Origin of the sequence: Streptomyces sp. BV286 (assembly GCF_019090165.1) — a bacterium.
Classification (GTDB): Bacteria; Actinomycetota; Actinomycetes; order Streptomycetales; family Streptomycetaceae; genus Streptomyces.
The window spans coordinates 119,381-142,387 of sequence record NZ_JAHRIB010000174.1 but is presented as its reverse complement, the minus strand read 5'-3'; the positions used below and the strand labels follow the sequence as shown (position 1 = coordinate 142,387).

Annotated in this window: 30 protein-coding genes; 15 read left to right on the top strand and 15 right to left on the bottom strand. The window is 67.9% G+C overall.

From position 1 onward, the window contains the following. The first annotated feature begins 165 nt into the window (after nt 1-165). A complete protein-coding gene (locus tag KUF83_RS32565; RefSeq protein ID WP_217458593.1) occupies nt 166-1,083 on the top strand; it encodes an alpha/beta fold hydrolase in 918 nt (305 codons plus the stop codon). A gap of 183 nt (nt 1,084-1,266) precedes the next feature. After that, a complete protein-coding gene (locus KUF83_RS32560; RefSeq protein WP_217458592.1) occupies nt 1,267-2,250 on the top strand; it encodes an SDR family oxidoreductase in 984 nt (327 codons plus the stop codon). Nucleotides 2,251-2,396: 146 nt separating this feature from the next. Here the strand turns inward: KUF83_RS32560 and KUF83_RS32555 are convergent, their stop codons facing one another. From KUF83_RS32555 to KUF83_RS32530, 6 genes are all read right to left on the bottom strand, one after another. Further along, entirely contained in the window at nt 2,397-2,663 is a 267-nt protein-coding gene (locus KUF83_RS32555) for an LLM class flavin-dependent oxidoreductase (RefSeq protein WP_217458591.1), read from the bottom strand. 135 nt (nt 2,664-2,798) lie between these two features. Next, nucleotides 2,799-3,497, bottom strand: coding sequence for a nitroreductase (locus KUF83_RS32550; protein WP_217458590.1), 699 nt, complete (start codon nt 3,495-3,497; stop codon nt 2,799-2,801). A gap of 267 nt (nt 3,498-3,764) precedes the next feature. After that, on the bottom strand, nt 3,765-4,502 hold the full coding sequence (locus KUF83_RS32545) for an NADPH-dependent F420 reductase (RefSeq protein WP_217458589.1): 738 nt from the start codon (nt 4,500-4,502) through the stop codon (nt 3,765-3,767). Nucleotides 4,503-4,606: 104 nt separating this feature from the next. After that, nucleotides 4,607-5,200 (bottom strand): TetR/AcrR family transcriptional regulator, encoded by a 594-nt coding sequence (locus tag KUF83_RS32540; protein ID WP_217458588.1) that lies wholly within the window; start codon nt 5,198-5,200, stop codon nt 4,607-4,609. A gap of 171 nt (nt 5,201-5,371) precedes the next feature. Next, entirely contained in the window at nt 5,372-6,211 is an 840-nt protein-coding gene (locus KUF83_RS32535; protein WP_217458587.1) for a helix-turn-helix transcriptional regulator, read from the bottom strand. A 498-nt stretch (nt 6,212-6,709) separates the two neighbouring features. Beyond that, nucleotides 6,710-7,459, bottom strand: a complete 750-nt coding sequence (locus KUF83_RS32530) for an SDR family oxidoreductase (protein WP_217458586.1) — start codon at nt 7,457-7,459, stop codon at nt 6,710-6,712. A 436-nt stretch (nt 7,460-7,895) separates the two neighbouring features. On the opposite strand from KUF83_RS32530, the gene KUF83_RS32525 reads away from it, so the two are divergent. Continuing rightward, nucleotides 7,896-8,135, top strand: coding sequence for a hypothetical protein (locus KUF83_RS32525; protein WP_217458585.1), 240 nt, complete (start codon nt 7,896-7,898; stop codon nt 8,133-8,135). A gap of 440 nt (nt 8,136-8,575) precedes the next feature. Here KUF83_RS32525 and KUF83_RS32520 read toward each other — a convergent pair whose 3' ends face one another. Next, nucleotides 8,576-9,052, bottom strand: coding sequence for a MarR family winged helix-turn-helix transcriptional regulator (locus KUF83_RS32520; RefSeq protein WP_217458584.1), 477 nt, complete (start codon nt 9,050-9,052; stop codon nt 8,576-8,578). A 156-nt stretch (nt 9,053-9,208) separates the two neighbouring features. On the opposite strand from KUF83_RS32520, the gene KUF83_RS32515 reads away from it, so the two are divergent. Beyond that, the gene (locus KUF83_RS32515) at nt 9,209-10,318 is read left to right on the top strand and encodes an ABC transporter substrate-binding protein (protein ID WP_217458583.1); all 1,110 of its coding nucleotides are present in this window, start codon (nt 9,209-9,211) and stop codon (nt 10,316-10,318) included. Between the two features lie 414 nt (nt 10,319-10,732). Here KUF83_RS32515 and KUF83_RS32510 read toward each other — a convergent pair whose 3' ends face one another. Further along, nucleotides 10,733-11,182, bottom strand: a complete 450-nt coding sequence (locus KUF83_RS32510; protein ID WP_217458582.1) for a hypothetical protein — start codon at nt 11,180-11,182, stop codon at nt 10,733-10,735. Nucleotides 11,183-11,416: 234 nt separating this feature from the next. Between KUF83_RS32510 and KUF83_RS32505 the strand changes: the two genes are divergently transcribed. Both KUF83_RS32505 and KUF83_RS32500 read left to right on the top strand, forming a co-directional pair. Continuing rightward, nucleotides 11,417-11,608 carry a DUF6207 family protein gene (locus tag KUF83_RS32505; RefSeq protein WP_217458581.1) on the top strand — a complete coding sequence of 64 codons (192 nt, stop codon included), beginning with the start codon at nt 11,417-11,419 and terminating at the stop codon, nt 11,606-11,608. A 155-nt stretch (nt 11,609-11,763) separates the two neighbouring features. Further along, on the top strand, nt 11,764-12,120 hold the full coding sequence (locus KUF83_RS32500; RefSeq protein ID WP_217458580.1) for a VOC family protein: 357 nt from the start codon (nt 11,764-11,766) through the stop codon (nt 12,118-12,120). A gap of 188 nt (nt 12,121-12,308) precedes the next feature. Here KUF83_RS32500 and KUF83_RS32495 read toward each other — a convergent pair whose 3' ends face one another. After that, nucleotides 12,309-12,959, bottom strand: a complete 651-nt coding sequence (locus KUF83_RS32495) for a GntR family transcriptional regulator (protein ID WP_217458613.1) — start codon at nt 12,957-12,959, stop codon at nt 12,309-12,311. Nucleotides 12,960-13,075: 116 nt separating this feature from the next. Between KUF83_RS32495 and KUF83_RS32490 the strand changes: the two genes are divergently transcribed. The 7 genes from KUF83_RS32490 (at nt 13,076) to KUF83_RS32460 (ending at nt 17,667) form a co-directional block, all read left to right on the top strand. Further along, nucleotides 13,076-13,726 (top strand): NAD(P)H-binding protein, encoded by a 651-nt coding sequence (locus tag KUF83_RS32490; RefSeq protein ID WP_217458579.1) that lies wholly within the window; start codon nt 13,076-13,078, stop codon nt 13,724-13,726. A 54-nt stretch (nt 13,727-13,780) separates the two neighbouring features. Then, nucleotides 13,781-14,182, top strand: a complete 402-nt coding sequence (locus KUF83_RS32485) for a RidA family protein (RefSeq protein WP_217458578.1) — start codon at nt 13,781-13,783, stop codon at nt 14,180-14,182. After that, nucleotides 14,182-14,616, top strand: coding sequence for an SRPBCC family protein (locus KUF83_RS32480; protein WP_217458577.1), 435 nt, complete (start codon nt 14,182-14,184; stop codon nt 14,614-14,616). The genes KUF83_RS32485 and KUF83_RS32480 overlap by 1 nt, the downstream gene beginning before the upstream one ends. Nucleotides 14,617-14,686: 70 nt before the next feature. Then, nucleotides 14,687-15,796, top strand: coding sequence for an NADH:flavin oxidoreductase/NADH oxidase (locus KUF83_RS32475; protein ID WP_217458576.1), 1,110 nt, complete (start codon nt 14,687-14,689; stop codon nt 15,794-15,796). An 80-nt stretch (nt 15,797-15,876) separates the two neighbouring features. Further along, on the top strand, nt 15,877-16,620 hold the full coding sequence (locus KUF83_RS32470; protein WP_217458575.1) for an SDR family oxidoreductase: 744 nt from the start codon (nt 15,877-15,879) through the stop codon (nt 16,618-16,620). A gap of 41 nt (nt 16,621-16,661) precedes the next feature. Continuing rightward, nucleotides 16,662-17,096, top strand: a complete 435-nt coding sequence (locus KUF83_RS32465; protein WP_217458574.1) for a VOC family protein — start codon at nt 16,662-16,664, stop codon at nt 17,094-17,096. A 28-nt stretch (nt 17,097-17,124) separates the two neighbouring features. Then, nucleotides 17,125-17,667, top strand: coding sequence for a nuclear transport factor 2 family protein (locus KUF83_RS32460; RefSeq protein WP_308403230.1), 543 nt, complete (start codon nt 17,125-17,127; stop codon nt 17,665-17,667). A gap of 106 nt (nt 17,668-17,773) precedes the next feature. On the opposite strand, the gene KUF83_RS43090 is transcribed toward KUF83_RS32460, so the two are convergent. Further along, the gene (locus KUF83_RS43090) at nt 17,774-18,118 is read right to left on the bottom strand and encodes a transposase (RefSeq protein WP_374106219.1); all 345 of its coding nucleotides are present in this window, start codon (nt 18,116-18,118) and stop codon (nt 17,774-17,776) included. Nucleotides 18,119-18,201: 83 nt separating this feature from the next. Between KUF83_RS43090 and KUF83_RS32450 the strand changes: the two genes are divergently transcribed. Next, the gene (locus KUF83_RS32450; RefSeq protein ID WP_217458572.1) at nt 18,202-18,744 is read left to right on the top strand and encodes a GNAT family N-acetyltransferase; all 543 of its coding nucleotides are present in this window, start codon (nt 18,202-18,204) and stop codon (nt 18,742-18,744) included. A gap of 312 nt (nt 18,745-19,056) precedes the next feature. On the opposite strand, the gene KUF83_RS32445 is transcribed toward KUF83_RS32450, so the two are convergent. The 4 genes from KUF83_RS32445 to KUF83_RS32430 all read right to left on the bottom strand — a co-directional run bounded on the left by KUF83_RS32445 (nt 19,057) and on the right by KUF83_RS32430 (nt 21,416). Next, entirely contained in the window at nt 19,057-19,530 is a 474-nt protein-coding gene (locus KUF83_RS32445) for a GNAT family N-acetyltransferase (protein ID WP_217458571.1), read from the bottom strand. Between the two features lie 202 nt (nt 19,531-19,732). Further along, nucleotides 19,733-20,098, bottom strand: coding sequence for a VOC family protein (locus tag KUF83_RS32440; RefSeq protein ID WP_254644687.1), 366 nt, complete (start codon nt 20,096-20,098; stop codon nt 19,733-19,735). A 400-nt stretch (nt 20,099-20,498) separates the two neighbouring features. After that, entirely contained in the window at nt 20,499-20,666 is a 168-nt protein-coding gene (locus KUF83_RS32435) for a hypothetical protein (protein ID WP_217458569.1), read from the bottom strand. Nucleotides 20,667-20,675: 9 nt separating this feature from the next. Next, complete coding sequence (locus KUF83_RS32430; protein ID WP_217458568.1) at nt 20,676-21,416, bottom strand: leucine-rich repeat domain-containing protein; 741 nt, start codon at nt 21,414-21,416, stop codon at nt 20,676-20,678. A 459-nt stretch (nt 21,417-21,875) separates the two neighbouring features. On the opposite strand from KUF83_RS32430, the gene KUF83_RS32425 reads away from it, so the two are divergent. After that, nucleotides 21,876-22,412 carry a DUF4240 domain-containing protein gene (locus KUF83_RS32425; RefSeq protein WP_217458567.1) on the top strand — a complete coding sequence of 179 codons (537 nt, stop codon included), beginning with the start codon at nt 21,876-21,878 and terminating at the stop codon, nt 22,410-22,412. Between the two features lie 90 nt (nt 22,413-22,502). On the opposite strand, the gene KUF83_RS32420 is transcribed toward KUF83_RS32425, so the two are convergent. Then, nucleotides 22,503-22,976 (bottom strand): hypothetical protein, encoded by a 474-nt coding sequence (locus KUF83_RS32420; protein WP_217458566.1) that lies wholly within the window; start codon nt 22,974-22,976, stop codon nt 22,503-22,505. Nucleotides 22,977-23,007 lie beyond the last annotated feature (31 nt).

The following is a 23,007-nucleotide window of genomic DNA, read 5'->3' as shown; positions in this document are numbered from 1 at the left end:
ACGCAGCCCGCACCGACGAACCCGCCCGGCGATCTCACGTCGAGGTAGGCGCTTCCGTACGCCATCCGCGTGACGCCACGCCGCTGTGATCGTTGCACTGTCGGCGTGGACGTCACGGTCGGTGAGGCCGGGCCGTCAAAGGGCCCGCAAAAGCAGGGGAGCGTCTTGGCCTTCGAAGAGTTCGTCGTGTCCGGCTACGGCGGATACAAGTCCGAGGGGCGCACGCTACGGCACCGTGACCCCGCGTCGGAGACCATCGTGCTGATCGGCGGGGCACTCCAGAACAAGACGGCATGGGGTCGCTTCGAAGCGGTACTGGCCGAAAGATTTCATGTGTTCACCGTGGACCTGCCCGGGTGGGGTGATGCCGACACACTGCCCGCCTCCTACGGCGTGGACTTCCTCGCGGCCGCCCTGCACGACCTGCTGGGGGCGGCAGGACACCGGCAGGTGCACGTACTCGGCGCCTCGTACGGTTCGGGCATCGCTTACCGCTATGCCCAGGCCTGTCCCCAGGCGGTACGCAGCATCGCCCTGGCGGGACCGCTCCTGTGGGTTCCCGACGAAATCCGGGAGGACCTGCGGCGCACCGTGGACCTCTTGGACGGCGAGCGGATGGAGGAGTTCGCCGAACTCAGCGCCGGCATCATCCTCCGCTCCAGGCCGGGCGCGCGCGTGACCCGCCAGTCGGCAGTGCGCCGCATCCTGCATTCCATGTTCCGCGGCATCGACGACGCGGACCGGGCGAAGTACCGCAACAACACCCTGCGGCTGCTGCAGCAGGTACCGTCACCGCAGCCGGCGATCACCGTGCCCGTCCTGGTGGCCACAGGCGAGCACGACCTCTTCACGCCACCGGACCTGTGCCGTGAAATCGCCTCGGCCTGTCTAGACGGCCGCTTCACGCTGGTCCACGACGCCGACCACGCAATGCACCTGGAGCTTCCCAAACAGGCCGGCGACCTGCTGACCCGCTTCGCGGCCGGAGAGTCCCTCGACGGCCTCGCCTACTGCCACCCGGTGGAGTACCCGGACGCGCTATCGCCCGGTTCCGGAATGAGGGAAGCGGACACACGGCCATGACTGGAATTCGTACGCCGCGGACCGCCGCCTCTTCCACCGCCCACTGCCCGCATCAGCACGTAGAGGTCCTTCCCGCTGGCGACGCGTGAACTGACCGCAGTCACCGACTCGGCCCTCGACATCCCAGCCCGGGGCACCCACACAGGGCTGCCCCGCCACCCCCTCAACAGCCCCGAGGCCACCATGACCGCAGCCCGTCCCACCATCCTCCTCACCGGCTCAACCGGCGTGATCGGGGCGAACCTCCTCCCAGCACTCACCGTCCGCCACGACGTCACTGCACTTGTCCATCGCCGCCGACCCCAAGGTGCCGCCACCTGCGTGCAGGCCGACCTGACCGCCGACGGCTTGGGCCTGAACACCAGTCAGCGCAGCGAACTGGCCGCCGGTATCGACGTGATCGTGCACTGCGGCGGTCTCACCGACTTCGCCCCGCGCGACCACACCGCCTTCGACAGCGTCAACGCCGACGGCACCCGCAGGATCCTCGAGCTCGCCGAAGAAGCCCGCGTGCCGGTGGTCCTGCTCTCCTCCGCCTCAGCCGCCTTCGACGTCCCTGGAAACGACCTCGCCGCCCGCTCCATGCGCGCGTACGGCCAGTCCAAGCGCCGAGCCGAGGAACTGGCCGTCCAATGCAGCCAGCCCGTCGCCATCGTGCGCACCGCCCTCCTGTTCGCCGCCCGCAGCGCCCCCACCGCCCCCCGACACCAGTTCCCCCACGCCCTGTTCACCACCATGCTGCAAGCCCGCCCCGGCGGACTGCCCGTCCAGCCCGACCACTGGACCGACATCCTCCCGATGGAAACCCTCGTCGACTACGTCACCGCACTGACCGAAGCCCTGATCCGCGGCGACGCCGCGGCCCCCGGTCTCCACTGGGTCACCGCCGGCCCCGCCCGGCTGACCGCAGCAGACCTGGAACGAGCCTGCATCGACTTCCTCGAGGAAGCGGGCCGCCCGGCAAGCGGACCGCTGCTGGCCGATCCCGCCACACCGCAACCTCGTACGCACGGCATGGCCCACGTAGCCCAACTCGGCTTCCTGCCGCCCGACCAGCCAGACATGCCCTCCCACCTGAACCGCCTGCTCCCCACTCAGGTGACCCGCACCGACGTACTCGAAGCCCTCCGCCACAACGTCCGACGCTGCGCGCCCTGGGCATCATGACCCCACGTAGGCCAAGCGAAACGACCGCAGGGGACGCCGCGAACTGTCGCTGCTGCTCGGCAGATACGACACCGCCGGACGCTTCCAGTACACCGGCCTCACCACCACACTCCCCCGCACCGCGGGCCGCACCATCGCTGGCCTACTCACGTCGGCAGACTCCGGGGACACCCCTGGCGGGCTGGTCCTCCTCTGCCGGGTGGGGGGATCGTCGCGCCGAAGCTCGCCGCGGCGGCGAGGTCGGAGGTCGTCACCGCGTTCCAACTGACCCGGCCGTGGCTGATCACGTCCAGGGCCCTGAACTGGCGGGCGAGATTGTAGGGCTCGGTGAACGTGGTGGAGGAAGTGGTGACCAGGCCGATCCGCTCGGTCTCGCGCGCGAGGACGGTCAGGTTCAGTAGCGGGGCGCTCATGTGGTGCGGCGCATGGTGGTCGAGGCCGACGTCCAGGACCGGGGTGTCCGCGATGAAACCGATGCGGGTGCCGGGCCCGGACCACCCGAGTGGCGACCCGGGCCCGGCGCCGGATGGTTCCGGCGGGCGGAGGAACTACTGCCTGGCAAGGACTCCCGGGGTGTCATGAAGGACCACGCTCCGCTGCAGCGGAACCCGCTCCGTGCGGAGCGTGTTCACCGGTGCCGCCGGGTCAGCCATGCCGAAGGAGATCCCGAACAGCAGCTTGAGCTCCGCGGGGACACCCAGGAACTCGCGGACGGTGTCGGCGTAGACGCCGAGGACCGTCTGCGGGATGCCGGCCAGCCCCCGGGCCGCCAACGAGAGCAGGAAGTTCTGCGCGTACATGCCGATGTCGCCGGCCGTCCGTACCCCGTCTCCGAGGGCCGGCATGAACAGGAACGCGGCATGGGGAGCGCCGTAGAACTCCAGGTTTTCGCGGACGGCCGCCCTCCTGCCGTCCCGGTCCGAGCGCTCGACGCCCCTGGCCCGGTAAACACTCGCGCCCAAGGCCTGCGACCGCTCGAGGTACAGGCCCTCGCCGTAGCCATCGGTGAAATCCGGGGAGGTCCGTCCCTCCTCCTCGGCCTGGAGCAGCTCTTTGGCCAGGGCGTCCCGGGCCGCACCCGAGACGACGTGCACCGTCCACGGCTGGGTGTTGCTGTTCGAGGGCGCTGTCTGTGCGTCTTCCAGCACGCCGCGGATGTCCGCAGGAGACAGGGCGGTGGGCAGGAACTGCCGGGGCGAGCGGCGGGAGCGGGCGATGTCGATGAAGGGTGATGCGGTGCCGGGCAAGGCGGTTCCTCTCCATGGTGCGCAGTCGCCGCCACGGCGCGGCGCGCATACGGCAGGCTCTGCAAGGAGGCAGCCGACTTAGCGGCTGGGTGCAGGATGCGCCCTGCGGGCGCCGGCAGGCTTGCGGATGCTCGCGGGCAGCGGCGTGCCGAGACTGCAGGCTGCAGCGCAGGTGACTGTGCGCTCTGGGTGTTCGTGTGTGAGTCCGTGGGCTGCCGACGCTGCCACTCTCGGGTCGTTGTGTGGACGAGTGCCGCGTCGGGTGTCTCAGCGGTGGGCGGCGCGGTTCATCTCGACGACGTCGTCGACGGTGGGGTTGGCCGGGAGTGCGGCGAAGCGTTCCGGGAGACTGTCGCGGATGGCCACGTCCTTGGCGCGATCGGCCGCGGCCAGGGCCGTCGGCAGCTCGTCGAGGGTCAGTTCGGTGCAGTAGGCGGGGCTGTTGGGCTGCTGGCGCCAGGAGTCGGCCAGTGTGCCGGCGTCGTAGGGGTCGAAGCCGGTGTCGTCCACCAGCTGCATGGCCACACGCCGCGCCTCCTGGGAGTCGCCGGCGACGGGGAGGGCGAGGCGGCCGGGCGTTCCGGCCGGGACGCCCTTGGTCCGCTGGGTTTCGGCCAGGGCTGCGTTCCACGCCTTGACCACGGGGCGGCCGAGCAACTCGGCGGTGTACACGCTCTCCACCTGGCCGTTGTCCACCGCCTCGATCGGCTCGCTGAGCATGCCGGGGTAGTAGTTCGAGGTGTCGATGACCACCGTCTCGTCGGGCACCGACGCGAACAGGTCCGCCAGCCGGCCCGCCACCCCGAACGGGATCGACAGGACGATGACGTCCCGGCCCTGGACGGCGTCGGAGAGGTCGGCCGCGCGGGCCCCGGACTCCAGCACCTCCGCCCGGACGGCCTCGGGGCCGCGGGCGTCGGCCACCTGGACGTCGTGACCGGCCGTGCTGAGCTTGGCAGCGAGGTTCCCGCCGATGGCGCCAGCGCCTATGACAGTAATTTTCATGATTCGTTCCCTAGGAGGCTCTGCTGCCCCTGGGAGCAGCACGATGTAATGGAAGGGTGGTGGTGCCACCTTGTGTTGCGGGGCGCAGCGGGGTGTCTGGCGATTTACGCCTGGGCTTTCTGCTGGCGGTAGCCGCTCGCGATGAGCGTGCGGAGCCGGTCGAGCGACTCCTCCTCGGTACCGGTGCCCTTGATCCAGGCAACGGAACAGGCCGCGAGGAACAGGTCGTGCCCCCGCACCGACGCGCGCACGCGCCCCGCGAGCTGCGCGGCTCGAACGTACTCATCGGTGGCGGAGATGAGGATGTCGCAGGGAATCGTGAGCGGGTTGTCCGGCTCCTGCGCCCGAGCCGCGGCCATGAGTGGGTCCGGCAGCCCACTGAAGGCGCTGAAGTACTCCTCCATCGCCCGCAGCCACTGCTCCAGCGCCTCGGCCGGGTCGCCGAGCTGGTCGATGTCCGTCTGGCGCGCCACCAGCTCTGCGGAACGCGTCTGCAGCACAGCCGCCAGCAGCGCCTCCCGGGTCGGGAAGTGCCGGTACAGGGTGGCGGGCCCGACGCCCGCTTCCTTGGCCACCGCCTCAAGGGAGGTGCCGACCCCATGCTGCAAGAAGTGACGCTGCGCGGTCTCCAGAAGGGCCGCGCGGTTGCGTTGAACGTCCGCGCGGGGCTTGCGTCCCCGCTCCTCACCGGCGCTCATACGCCCTCCTGCCTTTCGTGATCCTGCGGCCGCATCAAAACGGATGCTGCCTCCGTACACATTCGAGAGTAAAACGGAGGCAGCATCCGGTCAAACCGGCGGCCCGACCACAGGGCTCCAGGCTGCCCTTGTCCGACTCCTCCCCCGCCGAACCTGGCCCCCGGCAGGACGTCATGGGGCGAGCTGCTGGTGCCCGATGACGGAGAGCAGTTCCAGCTTGCTGTGGCTCTCCGTGCCGGGGCGTGTGGTCAGGACCACCAGAGCCTGGGCGCGGTTCTCGGTGAACAGGAGCTGGGCGTCGACGTCGATGCGGCCGAGTTCGGGATGGAGGATCGTCTTGCAGTCGTCATAGCGTCGGGCGACCTCCTGAAGTTCCCACATGCGGACGAACTCAGGGCTGTGCTCCTGGAGTTCGGCGAGAATCCGGGCGGCTCGCGGGGTGTCGCTGCCGGCTGTGAGCGCGGCCCGCAGACGTGCGGCCTGGGCGCGGCCGTGGCGCTCGCGGCTCTCCTCGGGGACCATCAGACGTTCGGCCGGGTCCATGAACCAGCGGTAGTAGGCGCTGCGGGCCAGGCCGGTGTGGCGGGTCTGGTCGCCGAGCAGCGCGACGGCCAAAGGATTCATCGCGAGGGTGTCGACCAGATCGGTCTGTACCAGGGCCGGCGCGTCGTCCAGGCGGTCCAGGACCCGCAACAGCGTCGGGCTGACGTGCTCGGAGCGGTGGAAGCGGGCCGGGGCGTTGTGCCCGATGAGCACGAAGAGATGGTCGCGTTCGTCCAGGGTCAGCCGCAGCGCTCTGGCCAGCGCTTCGGTGATCTGCACGGAGGGCTGCGGAGCCCGCTGCTGTTCCAGCCGGGCGTAGTAGTCCGTGGACATACCGGCGAGCTGCGCGACCTCCTCGCGGCGCAGCCCCTGCGTACGCCTACGCGCCCCCTCGGCCAACCCGACGTCGCGGGGCCGCAGCGCCTCACGCCGGTGCCGCAGAAATTCCGCCAGTTCCCTTTTGTCCATGCCCCCATCCTCGCCGCGTCCCGCTCCGCTATCCAGGGACCGCCGATCCATGGCTGAGCCCCCCTCTCCCACCTCCGCGAAGCCGCCCGTACGGCCGACGCCCAGAACGCTCCCGGCGAGACGATCCGGTGATCACTTGCCCCTGCATGAATCGCCCGGCAATTCGCCGACTGTGGCCGGTGCACCGCAGTCCCTCGGCAGGGAAGACGGCCTGCGACGACGGTTCCGTCGACGACGCCCGACGCCCGACACTTGGACCCCTGCCCCGGACCTCACCACCCGGCCCACCCGACACGGCGATGTTCGTCGCGTGACGGGCACTCGCGTGTCTCTCGCCCCGGTCCGACGACCGAGGTGCAGCCGCGGACGTGTCCTTACCGTTCCGACCGTTCCGCATCCTCGGTGACCACCCCGAGGCGGTCCTCGCGGCGTACGCCCGTAATGCGACCCCGCGTGCCCGCCCGCGTGCTCTTGTCCCGCGTCGGTCCCTCTAGGTAGTCAGCTGCCGCTGATCATGGCCAGGACGTTGTCGTAGGAGCCGTCGGCCTGCGCGTCGCGGATGAACTTGGCGCGCTCGACGACAAGCTCTTTCGCGTCGGGGTTCTCGCGCAGCAGATCGAGGGTCTCGGTGAGGAAGTCGTCCAACGGCATGGATTGGTCGCTGTCCTGCTGGCCCAGCAGGGTCGTGCGCACGCCCGGCGGGACCACCTCGATCACCTGGACGCCTGCGCCAGCACCACCGACCTGGATGCGCAGGCTCTCGGAGAAGGAGTGCAGCGCGGCCTTGGTCGCGCTGTAGGTCGGGGTGCTCTGATACGGGACGAACGCCAGCGCCGAGGTGACGTTCATGACGACCGCGTCGTCCTTGCCCACCAACAGCGGCAGGAAGGCGTACGTCATCCGGATCGTGCCGAGCAGGTTGACGGTGACGTGGTCCTCGGCGACCGGAAGTTCGGCCGGGTCGAGGAGGTTCTCCCGCAGCATGATGCCAGCGTTGTTGACCAGGACGTTCAGCCCCGGGTGACTCGCCGCCACGGTCTCACGGGCCTGCGCAATCGAGTCGGGGTCCGCGACATCGAGGACGAGCGCATCGATGCCCGGGTGCTCGGCCGTGATCTCGTCGAGGAGTTCCTTGCGCCGGCCGGCGACGACCACCTTGTTGCCGGCCCCGTGCAGACGCAGGGCCAGACCGAGGCCGATGCCCGAGGTTCCGCCGGTGATCAGAATCGTGTTGCCGGTCATCTTCATGAGGGTCCTGCTCCTTCGGTACGGCGGGCCGGTGAGCGCCCGCGGCCTCGACCGTAGGAGCGCCCCCGCAAGGGCGGGAGAGGAGGGTTTATCCATGGATCGGCGGTCTCTGCCTCGTGAAGCGGCCCGCCCAGCGACCCTGCCCAGCGGCCCCGCCCAGCGGATCCGGTGTCGTGGGCGGCGGAGGTGGCGCCAAGGTCACGCTATTGCCGAGACGGTCGGCGTCAGATGAGACGACGTCGAGGGCGGTGACCGAACCACCCAGCCCTCCCGTCGTGGCCGTCAGCTGAATGATCGCGTTGCCTGCCGCGGGACTTCGCGCCGGATGGCCGAGGAGGAGACGCTGGGCGTGCTCACGGAAGGGTCCTCATCCGTCCTGCCTCCTGCTGCACGGGGGCCCGGAGGATGCCGCCGGTGGGTGACGTAGATGCGAGGGATGACCGCAGCGGCCCTGCTTGAGGATGCGGTCGATGCCGACGATCAGGGAGAGGGCGGCGAGCTGGATGTGGCCGACCGCCGTGACGGTGCGGGGGAGGACGATGAACGCGCCGCCCGCAATCCCGGTGTGCCCTTGCTGGTGCGCATCATGACGCCGACCGTGATCGGCTGCTTGCCGGCTTCCGGCCTCGGGTGCTCCGCTGGGCAGGTTCGTAGCCGGCGACGGCGAAGTGCCTGAGGACCAGGGCCGGCACCGCGCGGAGATCCGCCCGTACTTGCAAATCCGGGAGTGCGTGCTGGCTGCCCCGGACGAGCCGGCCGACAAACCGACGGAGGAGAGCCGTGCCGACCTCTCAGGTACTCGATGAATAGCTGCGCCAACTGAGTGCGGTGTGGCGAACCGGATCTCATTCGAAGCATGCGGCGCGGGTGATCGTCCGGACAGAGATGCCGGTGTGGTCGTGGGCATGAAGAAACGGACCTCTTGGCAGTGCCTGGTTGTTGAGGCCGGTCACGAGTGAGGAGACCCGTTGTCCGACCCTGCCCGGCCATGGACTTCTCCCACCCCGCTGCGGTGACACCAACAGTGATGCGGGAGCCGATCATGCCGTTGGCGCCGATCAGGAGGGTCTTCCCGGAGGTGCTCCGCTTCCGGGGGTCTTCGCGGCGAAGGGCCGGTCACGGCCCAGCAGGCGTGGCGACCGTGCCGCGCGTGGAGTGGGCGAGCAGCTTGGTCACCAGCTCGCGCAGGATCAACCGCTCGATGGTGGTGAGCGGTTCCAACAGGTCGGCGGTCATCTGCGGGACGTGTGCGGCGAGGGCACGCTCCAGCAGGTCGTTGCCCTTCTCGGTGGCTTCCAGGAGGGAGGCCCTGCGGTCCTCGGGGTGAGGGTGCCGGGTGATCAGCCCGGCCTCTTCCATGCGGGCGATCAGCCGGGTCAGGCCGCCGGAGGTGAAGGAGAGGTCCTCGGCGAGGCGGGCGCTGGTGGTACGGCGTTGCGGATGCCGTGCCAGACGCAGCAGCACCTCGAACTCGGAGCCGCCGAGTCCGGCGGCCTCGCGGATCGTGCGGTCGGCCCGTCCACCGAATGCGTCGGTCAGGCGCAGGATGTCGCCGTACAGGACGACTGCCTCATCGTTGAGAAGCTCACTCATAAACCTGACGATACAGTAATTCTCTGGCCCTCTATGCAAGTATTTAGGGAGATTTGCACAGCACTTGCTGTACTTGAAGCTTGAAATATAGCTGCCTTTGCAGATACTTTTCCTGCAGCCGAACCCACTGCACCGCACCGAAGGGACCATCCCCCCATGTCACTCGGACGACGTCAGGTACTCGTCGCAGGCTCACTCACCGCCGCGGCAGGCGCCCTGGGCGCCGGAACGGCGCACGCCACGGGACGTGGCGAGGAGACGAAGAGCCTGGAGCAGCTGTACCGCGAGGCGAAGGCGGAAGGTGGCGCGCTGACCGTCTACGCGGGCGGCGACACCGCGACCCAGCAGGACGGCAACAAGGCCGCCTTCGAGAAGGCGTTCCCCGGCATCACGCTGGACATCGTCGTGGACTACAGCAAGTTCCACGACGCCCGTATCGACAACCAGCTCACCACCGGCACCCTCGTCCCCGACGTCGTCCAGCTGCAGACGCTGCAGGACTTCCCCCGCTGGAAGCGGGAAGGCGTACTGCGCTGCTACAAGCCGGCCGGCTTCTCCCGCGTACACCCCGCCTTCAAGGACGCCGACGGCGCCTGGACCGGCATCTTCGTCGACGCGTTCTCCACGATCTACAACGTCGACAAGGCCGGGGCCACCGCGCCCACCTCCGCCCGGGACCTCCTCGCCCCCCGCTGGAAGGGGAAGATCGTCTCGACGTTCCCGAACGACGACGACGCCGTCCTCTACCTCTACAAGGTCATCGTCGACAAGTACGGCTGGGACTGGCTGCGCCGCTTCGTCGCCCAGGACATCGCCTGGGTACGCGGCACCCAGGAACCCGCCGACCGGGTCGAGGCCGGCACCGCGGCCGTCGCCCTCGGCACCGACGGCATGCTGACCCCGGCCGACGGGGTCAAGACCCGCTTCGTCCTGCCGAAGAACGACCCCTTCATGGCCTGGGCACAGCGCGCCGCCATCTTCAAGGACGCCAAGCACCCGGCCGCCGCCAAGCTGTACCTGAACTGGTGGCTCGACAAGCAGACCCAGTCCGACTTCTACATGTGGTCCGTCCGCACCGACGTCGCCCCCCACGCCGGCTACCGCCCCATCTGGGACTACCCCAACGCCAACGTGAGCGGCTTCGAAGCGTTCATGGCCGACCGCGCCCTCGTCGAACGCTTCCGACAGCAGCTGACCCTCTACGTCGGCGAGGTCACCGGAGCACCGTCCCCGGGCTGGCTGGGACTACACCCCGGAGGCCGGTGACATCTCGTCGGCTCTTTCGGCCCGCCTCGCCGCCTGCCGAGGGGGTGTCGAGGACACGGTTGCCCCAGCGCGTTCGGCGCGGGCCCGGCGCAGCGCGGCGGCCTCGGTACCGCAGCCTGACGGCGGCGCCGCACGCGGGGCTGTTCGATCTGGGTTGGCGCATCGTCCGGAACGACGTCGAGCTCGTTCTTTCCAGGCGCGTCTTCGTCACCCAGGCCGTCGAGGCGTGCTGACTGAACCAAATGAGGCATTTATTCAGTTCAGGAGTAGTGGTGCCAGCTTTCCGGCATGGGGCAAGCACGTAGTCCTGAGAAGGACTTGAGGGATCCTGTCGTGCCCGATTCCGGGCGTTTGGTACGGAGGACCTGTGGGAATCGGTCCGGCTGTTGGACTGCGCCTGCCGCCGGTGCGTGGTTACGCGTGGCCGGTGTACGCGATGCTGCAGTGTGAGGACGTGCCCTTGACCGCGCAGAGTTGGATGGCGACTCTGGCGCCCTCTGTCAGATCGCCGGTGCTCCAGGGACTGTAGTAGGTGGCCTCGTGCCCGCGCGTGGTCGCCTTGCGCGAGCTCACCGGAACGATCATCTTGGCCTCCATGCCCCACCCGTCCGACAGCCGGTCCACCACCTGGAACGCGTCGCCTGGGATTTCACAGCACCCCGGATCGGCGTTCCACACCATGACGCCCGCGTAGGTGCCGCTCGGGGTGTAGGCGGCGATCGTGAAGCCCCCGTCTTCATCCACCGGGCTCTTGGAGAAGGTCCATTCGGCAGCTGCCGCGTTGGTCGCTCCGAGGGTGAGAGAACTGCCGGCAAGGAGTGCACTGGCTGCCAGTAGCGTGAGTACTCGGTTCTTCGTCCGCATGTGAGGTCCCCTTCAGGGTGGTTGATGCGCAGATCCAACTGACGGTGATCGTCGCTCCAACCGAGAGGCTGATCAACGCTTTCCGTGGACAGTCCACGCAGAACCAAGGCTCTGTGGACTCCGTGCGTACGATCCGGCTCCGCGCTGCTCTGGTGACGTGCCGGCACAGAACACCGGTCGGGAGAACCCCGCCTGCACTGCAGCACCGCCAGGGGCCGCGGCGTAGATGCCGGTATGGGGCCGTTCAATCCAGCGCATGCGGCAGACCCGGTGCTGGCCGTCATCGACGTCGTCGCCGAGGACGACGCCACCCCCTTCGCCGTCCCGCTGGTCGGGGTCATGATCGGGGTGTGGCCCCATCGGCGACGGGGTGCGCGCAGGGGCATTCAGGTGGCGCGCGGCCGGGGTGGATGGCATGTGCTGTGATGTGGACCTTGCCGGAACCGATGCTCACCGAAGCGGTACGCAGCCCCGTCCTGCCCGGCCACCGCGGTCAGCCGCGGAAGCGAAGTGGGACGGATTCCGGGCGCGCTCTTGGTCGACGGCGGCCACCGGCCCTGTTCGTCGTTAGCGTGGCCGGCATGGCTATCGCTCGCTTGCCCCTCATCGTCATCGACTGTCCGGATCCTGGCGCACTGGCGAGGTTCTACGGCGCGATGTTGGACTGGGAGACTGACGTTTCCCCTGACCGGGCCTCGGTTTGCGCCGGCGACGGCCGGTGCATCTCCTTTCACAGGGTGGCTGATTACACCCCGCCGGAATGGCCCACTCAGGACCGACCTCAGCAGATGCACCTCGATGTGATCGTTGACGACCTTGATGCCGCCGAGGTGGCAGTAACCAATCTTGGTGCGACCAGACACGAGAAGCAGACCGGGACGTCCTACCGAGTTTTCCTGGACCCGGCGGGTCACCCTTTCTGCCTTTGTCTGAACTGAGGGAGCTCTCTGAACTCACCACGCTGACCTGCCGTGGCCAGGTTTGATGACTGGAGTGCGCGTCAGCTCACGGACGAGCGCCTCGACCACCGGCTGCCGTTGCACATGCCCCCGGTTCCGGGCGCATGCGATGACGGACAGGCTTCACCATCGCCGGGCGGAGCCCAGACTTGCCAACGGACGGGTCGTCAGGCCGAGTTCGGCGTGCCGGTGACGACGTCCACCGCGTGGCGGCGGTGGGCGGCGAAGAGGGGGAGGGCGACCTGGGGGTCCCGGGTGCGCAGGGCTGCGGCCAGCGCATGGTGCTCCTGGGGGATGCAGCCGAGGTAGCCCTCGGTGCTGAGGCCGATTCGGGTGAGCAGGAACAGGTGGACCTGGCAGCGGATGGCCTCCCAGGCCGCGGCGAGACGCTGATGGCCGGTGGCGGCGAAGACGGCGTCGTGGAAGGCGATGTCCAGGCGGACCATGGCGTGCGGGTCCGTCGTGAGGTCCATCCCGCCGGCCGCCTTCTCGATGGCCGCGAGGTCCGTGTCCGAGGCGTGCGCAATGACCTGCTGGACGGCGAGGTCCTCGATCGCGCCGCGCAGGCTGTCGAGTTCGGCGACATCCTCGGCGGACAACGTCGTGACCACGGTGCCGCGGTGCCAGGCGCAGTGCACGAGCCCCTCGCGCTCCAGTACGCGCAGAGCCTCACGCACCGGACCCCTGCTGACCTGCAGGACGCCGGAGAGTTCGACCTCTCGCAGCGGTGCCCCGGGGGCGTACGCACCGCTGAAGATCGCCTCCCGGATCCGGTCGGCGACCTCGTCGGCCAGTCCGCGACGGCGGGCGGGGGCCACCGCGTCTACGAGTTGCGTCTTCTGCATGTCTCAATGTTAACATCCTTGAGTTGTCGCAATGTCAACATTAGGACAACCGGGAGGCCGGCCGTCCGGCCAGGAGAGAGGCGATTTCCATGAAGGTGTTCCAGATCGGTGCCGCCGGAGGTGTCGGCAGGAGGCTTTCCGTCCTACTGTCCGAGCGCGGTGACGAGGTGACCGGCATGCACCGCAGCCCGGACCAGGCCGACACGATCCGCGCGACCGGTGCGACGCCGGTGACCGGCGACCTGATCGCCGACTCTGTGGAAGAGCTCGCGGGCAAGTTCGCCGGGCACGACGCAGTGGTGTTCTCGGCCGGTGCCCACGGGACCGGCATGGACAAGACCACCCTCATCGACGGCAAAGGCCTGGAGAAGGCAGCCGACGCGGCCGCCACCGCCGGGGTGACCCGGTTCGTCCTGGTTTCCGTCTTCCCCGATGCGCTGCGCGGCGGCGACGGCGGTGAGGGCTTCGAGCACTACATCAAGGTCAAGAAGAGTGCGGACGTCTACCTGGCGCGCACCGATCTCGACTGGCTGATCGTCCGTCCCGGAACCCTTCTGGACACCCCCGGCAGCGGCCGGGTGACCGCGGGATCCGCCGTCGAGTACGGCGACGTGCACCGTGACGATGTCGCCGCGTTCCTCGACGCCGCCCTGCACGAGCCCGCCCTCAGCCGCGTCATCGTCGAGCTGACCTCCGGCGACACACCCGTAGCGGACGCGGTCGCCCGCCTGGCCGCCTGAGCCCAGCGGCCCCATCCGCCCCTCCTCCCCCCCCACCAGCAAAGGAAAGCCACCATGACTGCGATCGATTCCTACAGCCACGGCGTCTCCGGCGAGCGCGAGTTCGGCTTCGCCCAGGCCATCAAGGTCGAGCACACGATCTATGTCTCGGGCCAGCTCTCCCACGACGACGAGGGCAACTTCCTGTTCCCGGGCGACTTCGACGCCCAGAGCGAGCAGGTCTTCGCCAACTTCGAGAAAGTCCTCGCCCACTACGGCGCCACCCGCAACCAGGTCGTCTCCGAGACCCAGTTCATCGTCGACCTGCCGAAGTACAACAACGCGATGGCCGCCGCCAACCTCGCCTACTTCGGCGACCACCGCCCCACCAGCAGCACCATCGGCGTCGCGTCGCTGTTCTTCCCCGGCCAGCTCATCGAGACCAACTTCATCATCGACACCCGACTGCCCGCCTGATGGCACAGGCGTACTGGAGCTCGGTCTTCACCAGCTCCGCAGACGAGACATGGGCCGTCGTCCGGCAGTTCAACGGCCTGCCCGACTGGCACCCGGCCATCCGGGCGAGCGAGATCACGGGCGGCGGCAACGGGCTCACCCCCGGCGCGATCCGGGTCCTCACCGGGGTGGACGGCAGCATCTACCGGGAACGGCTCGTGGGCCTGGACGACGCGGACCGGAAGCTGAGTTACGAGATCGTCGAGGCGCCGCTGCCGGTCCGTGGCTACCGCTCGACGCTGCACGTCCAGCCCGTCGCCGACACCGGCGGCGCCTTCCTCAGCTGGCACGCCACCTTCGATCCGGCCGAGGGAACCACCGCTCAGGAAGCCACCGCGGTCCTCGAAGCGGCCTACGCCCCCGCCCTCGCAGGACTCCACACGATCATCGCCTGACCCGGACGGCAGCTGCTCCGTCCGTTGACACCGATCACCGATCACCGATCACGAAGGAAGCACCACCCGCATGAGTTCCCTGTTCACCCCCCTCACCCTGCGTTCCCTTCGGATACCCAATCGGGTGTGGATGTCCCCGATGTGCATGTACTCCGCCGCCCCCGAAGGCACGGCGACCGGTGCGCCGACCGACTTCCACCTCGCCCACCTGGCCTCGCGTGCCGTCGGCGGCGCTGGTCTGGTCATGGCCGAGGCCACCGGCGTACGACCCGACGGGCGCATCAGCCCCTGGGACCTGGGCCTGTGGAACGACCGCCAGCAGGAGGCCTTCGCCCGCATCACCAAGGTCATCAAGGCTCACGGAGCCGTCCCCGCCATCCAGCTCGCGCACGCCGGGCGCAAGGCATCGGTGGACAAGCCCTGGGTGTCCGACCGCTACCTGACCGAGGCCGAGGGTGGCTGGCAGCCCGTGGCGCCCAGCGCGATCGCCTACGACGGACTGGCCGTCCCGCACGAGCTGACCGTGGAGGAGATCCAGCAGCTGGTACGCGACTTCGCCGACTCCGCCCGGCGCGCCCTGGCCGCGGGATTCCAGGTGGTCGAGGTGCACGGAGCCCACGGCTACCTGATCAACTCCTTCCTCTCCCCGGCCTCCAACCACCGCACCGACGCCTACGGCGGCAGCTTCGACAACCGGATCCGCTTCGCCCTGGAGGTCGTCGACGCGGTCCGCGCGGTGTGGCCCGAGGACCTGCCGGTCTTCTTCCGCACCTCGGCCACCGACTGGCTGACCGAGAACCCCGAGGACGAGCGCGACGGCTGGACCGGGGACGACACCGTCCGCCTCGCCAAGGAATTGACGGTCCACGGCGTCGACCTCCTGGACGTCTCCACCGGCGGCATGGTCCGCGACGCGAAGATCGTCGCCGGGCCCGGCTACCAAGTGCCCTTCGCCACCCAGGCCCGCCAGGGCTCCGACATCCCCACCGGCGCGGTCGGCATCATCACCGACCCGCACCAGGCCGAGGAGATCGTCAACTCCGGGCAGGCCGACGCCGTCCTGCTCGGCCGTGAACTCCTGCGCAACCCCTACTGGCCACAGCACGCCGCCCTCGCGCTCGACGCCGAGCCGACCTGGCCGGACCAGTACGCCTACGTTGTCGAGCGCCGCAAGCGCTGACCCCTCCACCCTGTTCACAGCCTCCGCCGCACCGCCCTCACCAGGGGAGGCGCGCTGAACCACCGCACTGGGAGATCCCCGTGAACCACCTTCAGGACAAGGTCGTCGTCATCACCGGCGCCTCCTCCGGCATCGGCGCCGTCAGCGCCAAGGCCCTCGCTGCCCGCGGCGCCAAGATCGTCGCAGCCGCCCGCGGCCAGGAAGACCTCGACCAACTGGTCGACGACATCAACAAGACCGGCGGCACCGCAGTTGCCAGGCTCACCGACGTCGCCGACGCCGCGGACATGCAGGCGCTGGCCGACCTCGCTGTCGAGCGGTTCGGCCGAATCGACGTTCTGGTCAACAACGCCGGTCTGATGCTCTTCTCCTTCTGGAAGGACGGCGCGATCGAGGACTGGAACCGGATGATCGACGTGAACATCCGCGGCTACCTCAATGGCGTCCACGCCGTCCTTCCGGTCATGCTGCGCCAGAAGTCCGGCCACATCCTCAACATGGACTCGGTCGCCGGCCACCAGGTCGGCGACGGCGCCGGTGTCTACAGCTCCACCAAGTTCTTCGTGCAGGCCATGACCGAGTCCATGCGCAAGGAACTCGGCGCCCGTGAAGGCATCAAGGCCTCCACCATCAGCCCCGGCGTCATCGACACCGGCTGGGCCGACAAGGTCACCGACCCCGCCGGCCGAAAGGCGGCCCAGGAACTCAACGCCATCGCCATCAGCCCGCAAAGCGTCGCCGACGCCGTGGTCTACGCCCTCGACCAGCCCGCCGACGTCACCGTCAACGACCTGATCATCTCCCCCACCCGTCAGAACTGGTAAACGCCAGGCACTCCGCGCCGCCCGGAAGGAACCCCAGGCCCATGTCCGGTCTCGCCTCCCCCATCCCCCGCTTCCACCTCGCCGTCCCAGTCGACGACCTGGACGACGCCCGCCGCTTCTATGGCGAGACGCTCGGCCTGGAGCAGGGCCGCAGCGCCGCCACCTGGGTGGACTGGAACCTGCACGGCCACCAGTTCGTCACCCACCTCGCCCCCGCCCGCACCGAACAGGTACACAACCCGGTCGACGGCCACGACGTCCCGGTACCGCACTTCGGGCTGATCCTGACCATCGACGCCTTCCACCGGCTCGCCGACCGACTGCGCGCCGCGGACACCGACTTCGTCATCGAGCCCTACGTGCGCTTCGCAGGCGAGACCGGCGAGCAGTGGACGATGTTCCTGCTCGACCCGGCCGGCAACGCCCTGGAGTTCAAGGCGTTCGCCGACGACTCCCAAGTGTTCGCCACGCCGTGACGCCGGGACCCTGCGGCGCGCTCCGGCCGTGAACTGGCAGGTAACCCAGCTGCTCATGGGCTGGTGGCTCAACTATCCGGACAGGCGTAGCGCGGGTCTCGACCACATGGCCGCCGACGCAACCAGACCCACGTCTCAACCCACTCGGCGCAAGTACGCCGCAGCCTCAGACGGGATGCAGAACATGTCGAAACCGACCTATGTCGCGGACCACATTGCCATCACCGAAGTACTGGAAAAGTACAACCAGGGCGTCGCCAAGGCCGACAGCTCGATCATGAAGCCCGCGTTCGCCGAAGAGGCGACGATCTTCGGCGTCGAGAACGGCAAGCTCTCCGGCGGCGCGATCACGGCCCTCTACCAGGGGATCGACACGGATTTCCGTCCCTCGCCGGAAGGCCGCGCCGTGATCGCCTACATCAACGTGACCGGCACCGCAGCCAACGCACGTGTCGATACCAACGATGTCTCCGGCCTGTGCTTCACCGACTACTTCAACCTGCTGAAAGTCGATGGCACCTGGACCATAGTCAGCAAGATCTACCACACCAACGACGCGCCGAAATCGTAGCTGCGCACACGGCCGGGCGCGCAGCAGCATGGTGGACCGGCCCACCGCTTCGCGAAGCGCAACTGCTGCCGAATCTTCCAAGCCGCCCCCGGCGTCGTCCCCATTCTTACGCGCGTTGTCGGCGTGCTGGTGGATGCGGACCACCGTGGAGTCGATCGATCCCCGTCCACTCCACTCCACTCCACTCCACGGTGCCTACCGCGTCATCGCGGACCGGGGCTTCTCCCAGGCGTTTCGCCCACCCACCATCCTGCTCCCACTGGGAGAAACGCCGGTAGACGGTCTGCAGGGCGCGTACGCCGTGACGGTAGATCACGCCACGGAGTACACGCCAGAGCACCCCGTTGACCATCTGGCGGTGGTCCCGCCACCGGCGGCCTGCATCGTCATGCTTCGGCAGCAACGGCTCTGTTCGCGACCGGGCCGCGTCTGTCAGCTCTCCTCGCCCCACCACCAAATCGATACGTGACCCAGGTGTGCATCGAAGTACTTGTGAGGATGCCGGAGAGCTTCCTTGTCATCCAGAATCGTCGGATGGTCACTCTTGAGACTCCCCGTTTGATCCTGCGTCGCTGGCGCAAGGAAGACATTGCGCCCATGGCTGCCATCAATGCCGACCCCGAGGTCATGCGGTGGATACGTGACGGCAGCGTCCGTGACGAACAGCAGACTCGCGGCGGGGTCCAGGCATGGGAGAGCGAGTGGGAGTCACAGGACTTCGGCCTGTTCGCCGTGGAAATCCGGTCCACTGGCGAGCTGGCCGGGTTCACCGGGCTTTCGGTGCCCTACTTCTTGCCGGAGGTACTGCCGGCTGTTGAGGTCGGCTGGCGGCTGGGGCGTTCGCACTGGGGGCAGGGCTTGGCCACCGAGGCCGCTGCGGCGGCTGTACGGTTCGGGTTCGAAGAGCGAGGGCTGGAGCGGATCGTCAGCATCACTCAAGTGGGCAACGACGCCTCCGAGCGGATCATGACCAAACTGGGGATGCATCCGGTCCGCGAGACCGTCAATCCCACCAGCGGGCGGCGAGTGCGAGTGTTCGAGTTGTCGTCGGACCAGTACGTCACAACCACTCGTTGACGGTGGCAATGCGGACGGCAGCCTCGTATCGAACCGCGACTCTGCCGTAGCTGGTGCCCACGGCTCGAAGCCCCTCATGCCGCACTCGACCGAGTGCCGGGCCTTGTAGTCCTGTGGGACACCAGCGCGGACCCGAAACCGCAGGCCGTTGATCAGCTGTCGTCGGGCCCACGTCAGCGGCCGGGCTTCTTGCCCCTCGTCAACAACGGCTCCAGCACCACCCATTGCTCATCCGCCAGACCTCCACGTTCCACGAACCAAAATCACCCCACGGTGAAGACCGGGGAGCTATTACCGGTGATGGCCGGCGGGTCAGGGCCGTGAGACGTTGAGCGGCAGATCTCGGTGGAAGACGGCCATAGCCCGGCCGGGGCCGTTGTAGTCGTCGACGATCTCCGTGTCGAAGCCGAGGCCGCGATGGAAGGCGATCGAGCCGGCGTTCTCGACTGACGTGATCGCCTTCAACTTCCGAGCACCGTCGCGTTCCGCCGCTTCAGCGAACGCCGTGTACAGGCGACGCCCGAGACCGGTGCCACGGGCATCGTCCCGGGTGGCGATCAGATGCACGTACCCGGTGCCGTCCGGGGTGACGAACCCGAAGATGTACCCGCGGATTCCGTCCCCGGCCCGGGCAACCAAACACGTGGAACCGAACTCCTGCACCAAGGCCAGCAGATGCAGCGACCGAAGGTCGCGCTCGCCCCAGTAACGGGAGTGATCCGTCAGAACCTGGTGGAAGTCGGCCACCCCGGCCGGTGCGATGTGTATCCCCATGCTGACGATCATGGCAGGCGCCCTGGCCAATACAGGCGAAACCCAGCTGCATCCGTGCTGTCGGCCGCGCCAGGCCGCAACCCACACCAGTGCTGCCCGGATTCAGGGCCTTGACCCGAGGCCCGCTGTGACTGGTTGGCAAACGGCTCGGCCAGTATTGCGGGGTGAGTGCCCGGGTCCGCTACCGGTTGCCCAGGCACTTCCCGAACAGGTCTCACTTCCAGATCCGCGCGGTTGCCGCAAAGAGATCCGGATCGCTGTGGACGGGGATGACACACAACAGGTGTCCGCCCGGCGCTCGCAGCACATGGCACTGAAGCCACTGAGACACCTCGGTGGCACCGAGCCCCAGGAGGCGGGCGACTTCGGCATCGACGTCGTCGGTTTCGATATCGATGTGCATGCGCGGCGTATCGGCAACCGACTGGACCACGGTGGCCAGTCCGTCCACAGCGCCGACCAGCGACGTGAACTGGGGCTCTGCCGCGTCCACATGGGCGGGCACGCCCAGAGCCGACGACCAGAAGCGAGCTGCCGCCGAAGCCTCCCGCTCGGGGGCGTCCACAATCAGCGCGTACATTCGTGATCGGTGCATGACTGCCACTGTAATGATCGCAGAGCAGGCCCGAGGCTCCCTGGAGACCATTCCATGAGCATCTTGCGTCAGTAGAGCTTGGCCGGTCGGCGTTGCGGTGGGAGGGGAATCACAACGGCTCGCCGCGTGCAGATCGGCTGTGGACTTTGGCGGCACCGTTTATGGATGCACGCCATCGCAATGTGGATCATGCTGCCTCGCGGCGCTCTGAAGCCCCGTGAGGAGGAGCAACTCCTGAAAGTACGGCTGGCATGCCCCGACACCACCCGGGCTTGTGACCTCACCCACGCCTTCCACGACCTGCTCCAACAGCGGCGTGGCCCACCAGTTACTGGAGTGGGTACGCCAGGCTGAACACGACGCGCCGAGCCCCATCCGGTCCTTCCTACAGGGGCTGTGCCTCGATCTCGATGGCGTCGCCGCCGACCTTATTCTCCCGCGGATCTCGGGCATCGCCGAAGGTCACGTCAATCGCATCAACGATCAAGCGGGTTATGTACGACCGAGCCTCGCTCCGCCTCATGCGCACCCGAACCCTGCTGGCTGCGCTCATGATCCCGAATCACACGCAATCGCGGCCAGAACTAAAACTTGATCGTCGGGAGGGTGGCTGCTCGACGCTGCCGCCTGTGTGCGGCCGCTGCACGTAGTCCTCAGCGCCGGAAGGAAGTGCAGAGACGCAAGCTGCCGAGCAGGCGTTGACCAAGAGAGGCAGGACATCTGTGGCCACCCGCAGCGAGATCCACACCTGGTGGAGCGCACCCTGCTCGATCGGCCGATCGCAGACGCTGCACCCGCGGATGGCGGTGGTCCCCCAGCGCCGGGCATCGAGCTCTGCCAGATCGAGTTCAGCATCTGAGTCCGTCCAGCGCTGAAGCCGAGGGAAAGGAGGACGGAGCTTGTAGTTCCCGAAGAGCGCGCGGGTACTCACCGTGCTCCGGGCCAGCTTTGAGCATCTGGTGATCTCGTAGGGAAACCAATGCAGCCGGTACGAGGTGTAGGAGGTGAGCTCCTCCAAGCTGGTCATTGCACCGAGCTCGGGCGGTATTCGGACCAGGTTGCTGCCGTAGAGCACGAAATGCTTGACCGCCGTCAGTCTGGCGATGCTCGGCGGCAGGGTGATGACCTGCCGACGCTCCTCGGGACGGAGGTCGACCAGAGGCCGGAACTCCTCCCGCCCGTCCTCCACAGCCTCTTCGATCAACTCCAGCAGGCGTCGCCAGCCAGCGGTCGAAGTGTCCTGGCGTTCGGCGTGGAAACCGACCCGGGTTCGCGGGTGCGGCTTGCCCTGGTCGAAGCACACGCACTCATCCCGATAGGAAGGGCGTCCTACAGACGCGGGGTCCGATGTGTCGCCCCACCGGTTCACGAAGAGTCTCGGCCCTCCCTCATCCACCATGTGGCCAGGATACGGATGTTCAACTGGCCGTCCCAGTGCTTAACGGCCAAGCGGAACCCCCTCCCCACGCCGCCGCAAGGTGGGCAGAGGACCGTCCACCTGCGGAAGACCGGTGTCCCACCGCAACGGGGCAGGACCTCCGCGATCCGCCAACTCGTACTTCAGACCCCGGCTCCCGTCATCGCGAAGGCGCTCGGCTACCACGGCAGGACAGCCGCCCGCCTGCTCATCGAGGCCGGAGGAACCACGAGCCGATACGCCCCCGGAGACAACACACGTGGACGGGCGGCGACATGCTTGCTCTGGCGAGCCAACCTCCCGGGGCCGGCATGATGTCAGTACCAGGTGGCATGCTCTGCCGCCATGAACAAAGAGCAGTTCTGGCAACTCATCGAGGCAGCCCGCAACCAGACATCCAACCTGAACGACGGAGAACTTGTCGCCCGCCGGGCAGCCTCGCAACTGGCCACGTACCCGGCCGAGGAGATCGTCGCCTCTCAGCAGGTGTTGTGGGACCTGATGGCCGACTCTTACACAAATCCTCTGTGGGCTGCTGCCTACGTGATCAACGGCGGATGCTCCGACGACGGCTTCGACTACTTCCGCGGCTGGTTGATCGCGCAGGGACGCGAGGTCTTCGAGCGCATAGTTGCTGACCCCGATGCCCTCGCCGAAGTGCCCGTCGTACGAGCTGCAGCGGCCGACGGAATTGATCTCGATTGTGAGGAGGCGCTGAGCATCGTCTGGAACGCACACGTCATGGCGACCGGCAGGCAACTCCCGGACGACGCATTCACCATCCGATACCCGGAGCTGGATCCCACCTGGGGCTTCGACTTCGACGACCAAGCCGAAATGACTCGCCACCTGCCACGCTTGGCAGCTCTCTACCTGGAGTAAGCGGTGAATCGCATTCACGAGCCTGCTCACTGGGAACTCGCGGGTCAGTCTGTGTGCATCAGATCACGGCATCCGTGGGTTCGGAAAAACTTAGAGATGGGCTGCGAGACGACGAGCCTCTGCCGTGACCTCCGCATCGACCTGTGCCGCTGGCATGTCTCCATATGCGAGGGTGTCGTACTCGTCGTCGAGTTCGGCGAGCCGTTCAGTCAGGGCAAGCTCGTGTCCGTGGCGCTTATGGATCCGGAAGGTGAACTCCCGAGGTGTCAGCTCGCCGGCGAGCATGCGACGTGCCAGGGCTCGCGCGGCGGCTTCCTGGCCGACTTCACTGGCAACTGGATAGAAGGTGAGGCCGAGCTCTTCGAGTGCTTCGGGGAGCAATGCGTGCACGTCGTAGTCCGCGTCAGCACGCGTACAGGCTGCCAGGATACGAAGCCCGGAGCTGTCGAGCCCGGCGGCGAGCGCATCACAGGCCGCATTGACGACGTCGCTCGCTCGCGCGTCTCCCGTGCTCCAGAGGGCGGCATGATCCTGGAAAGCTCTTGCTGCTTCAGTCGACGTCACCCATCCATGATTCCCTTCGCGGGATGTCCTG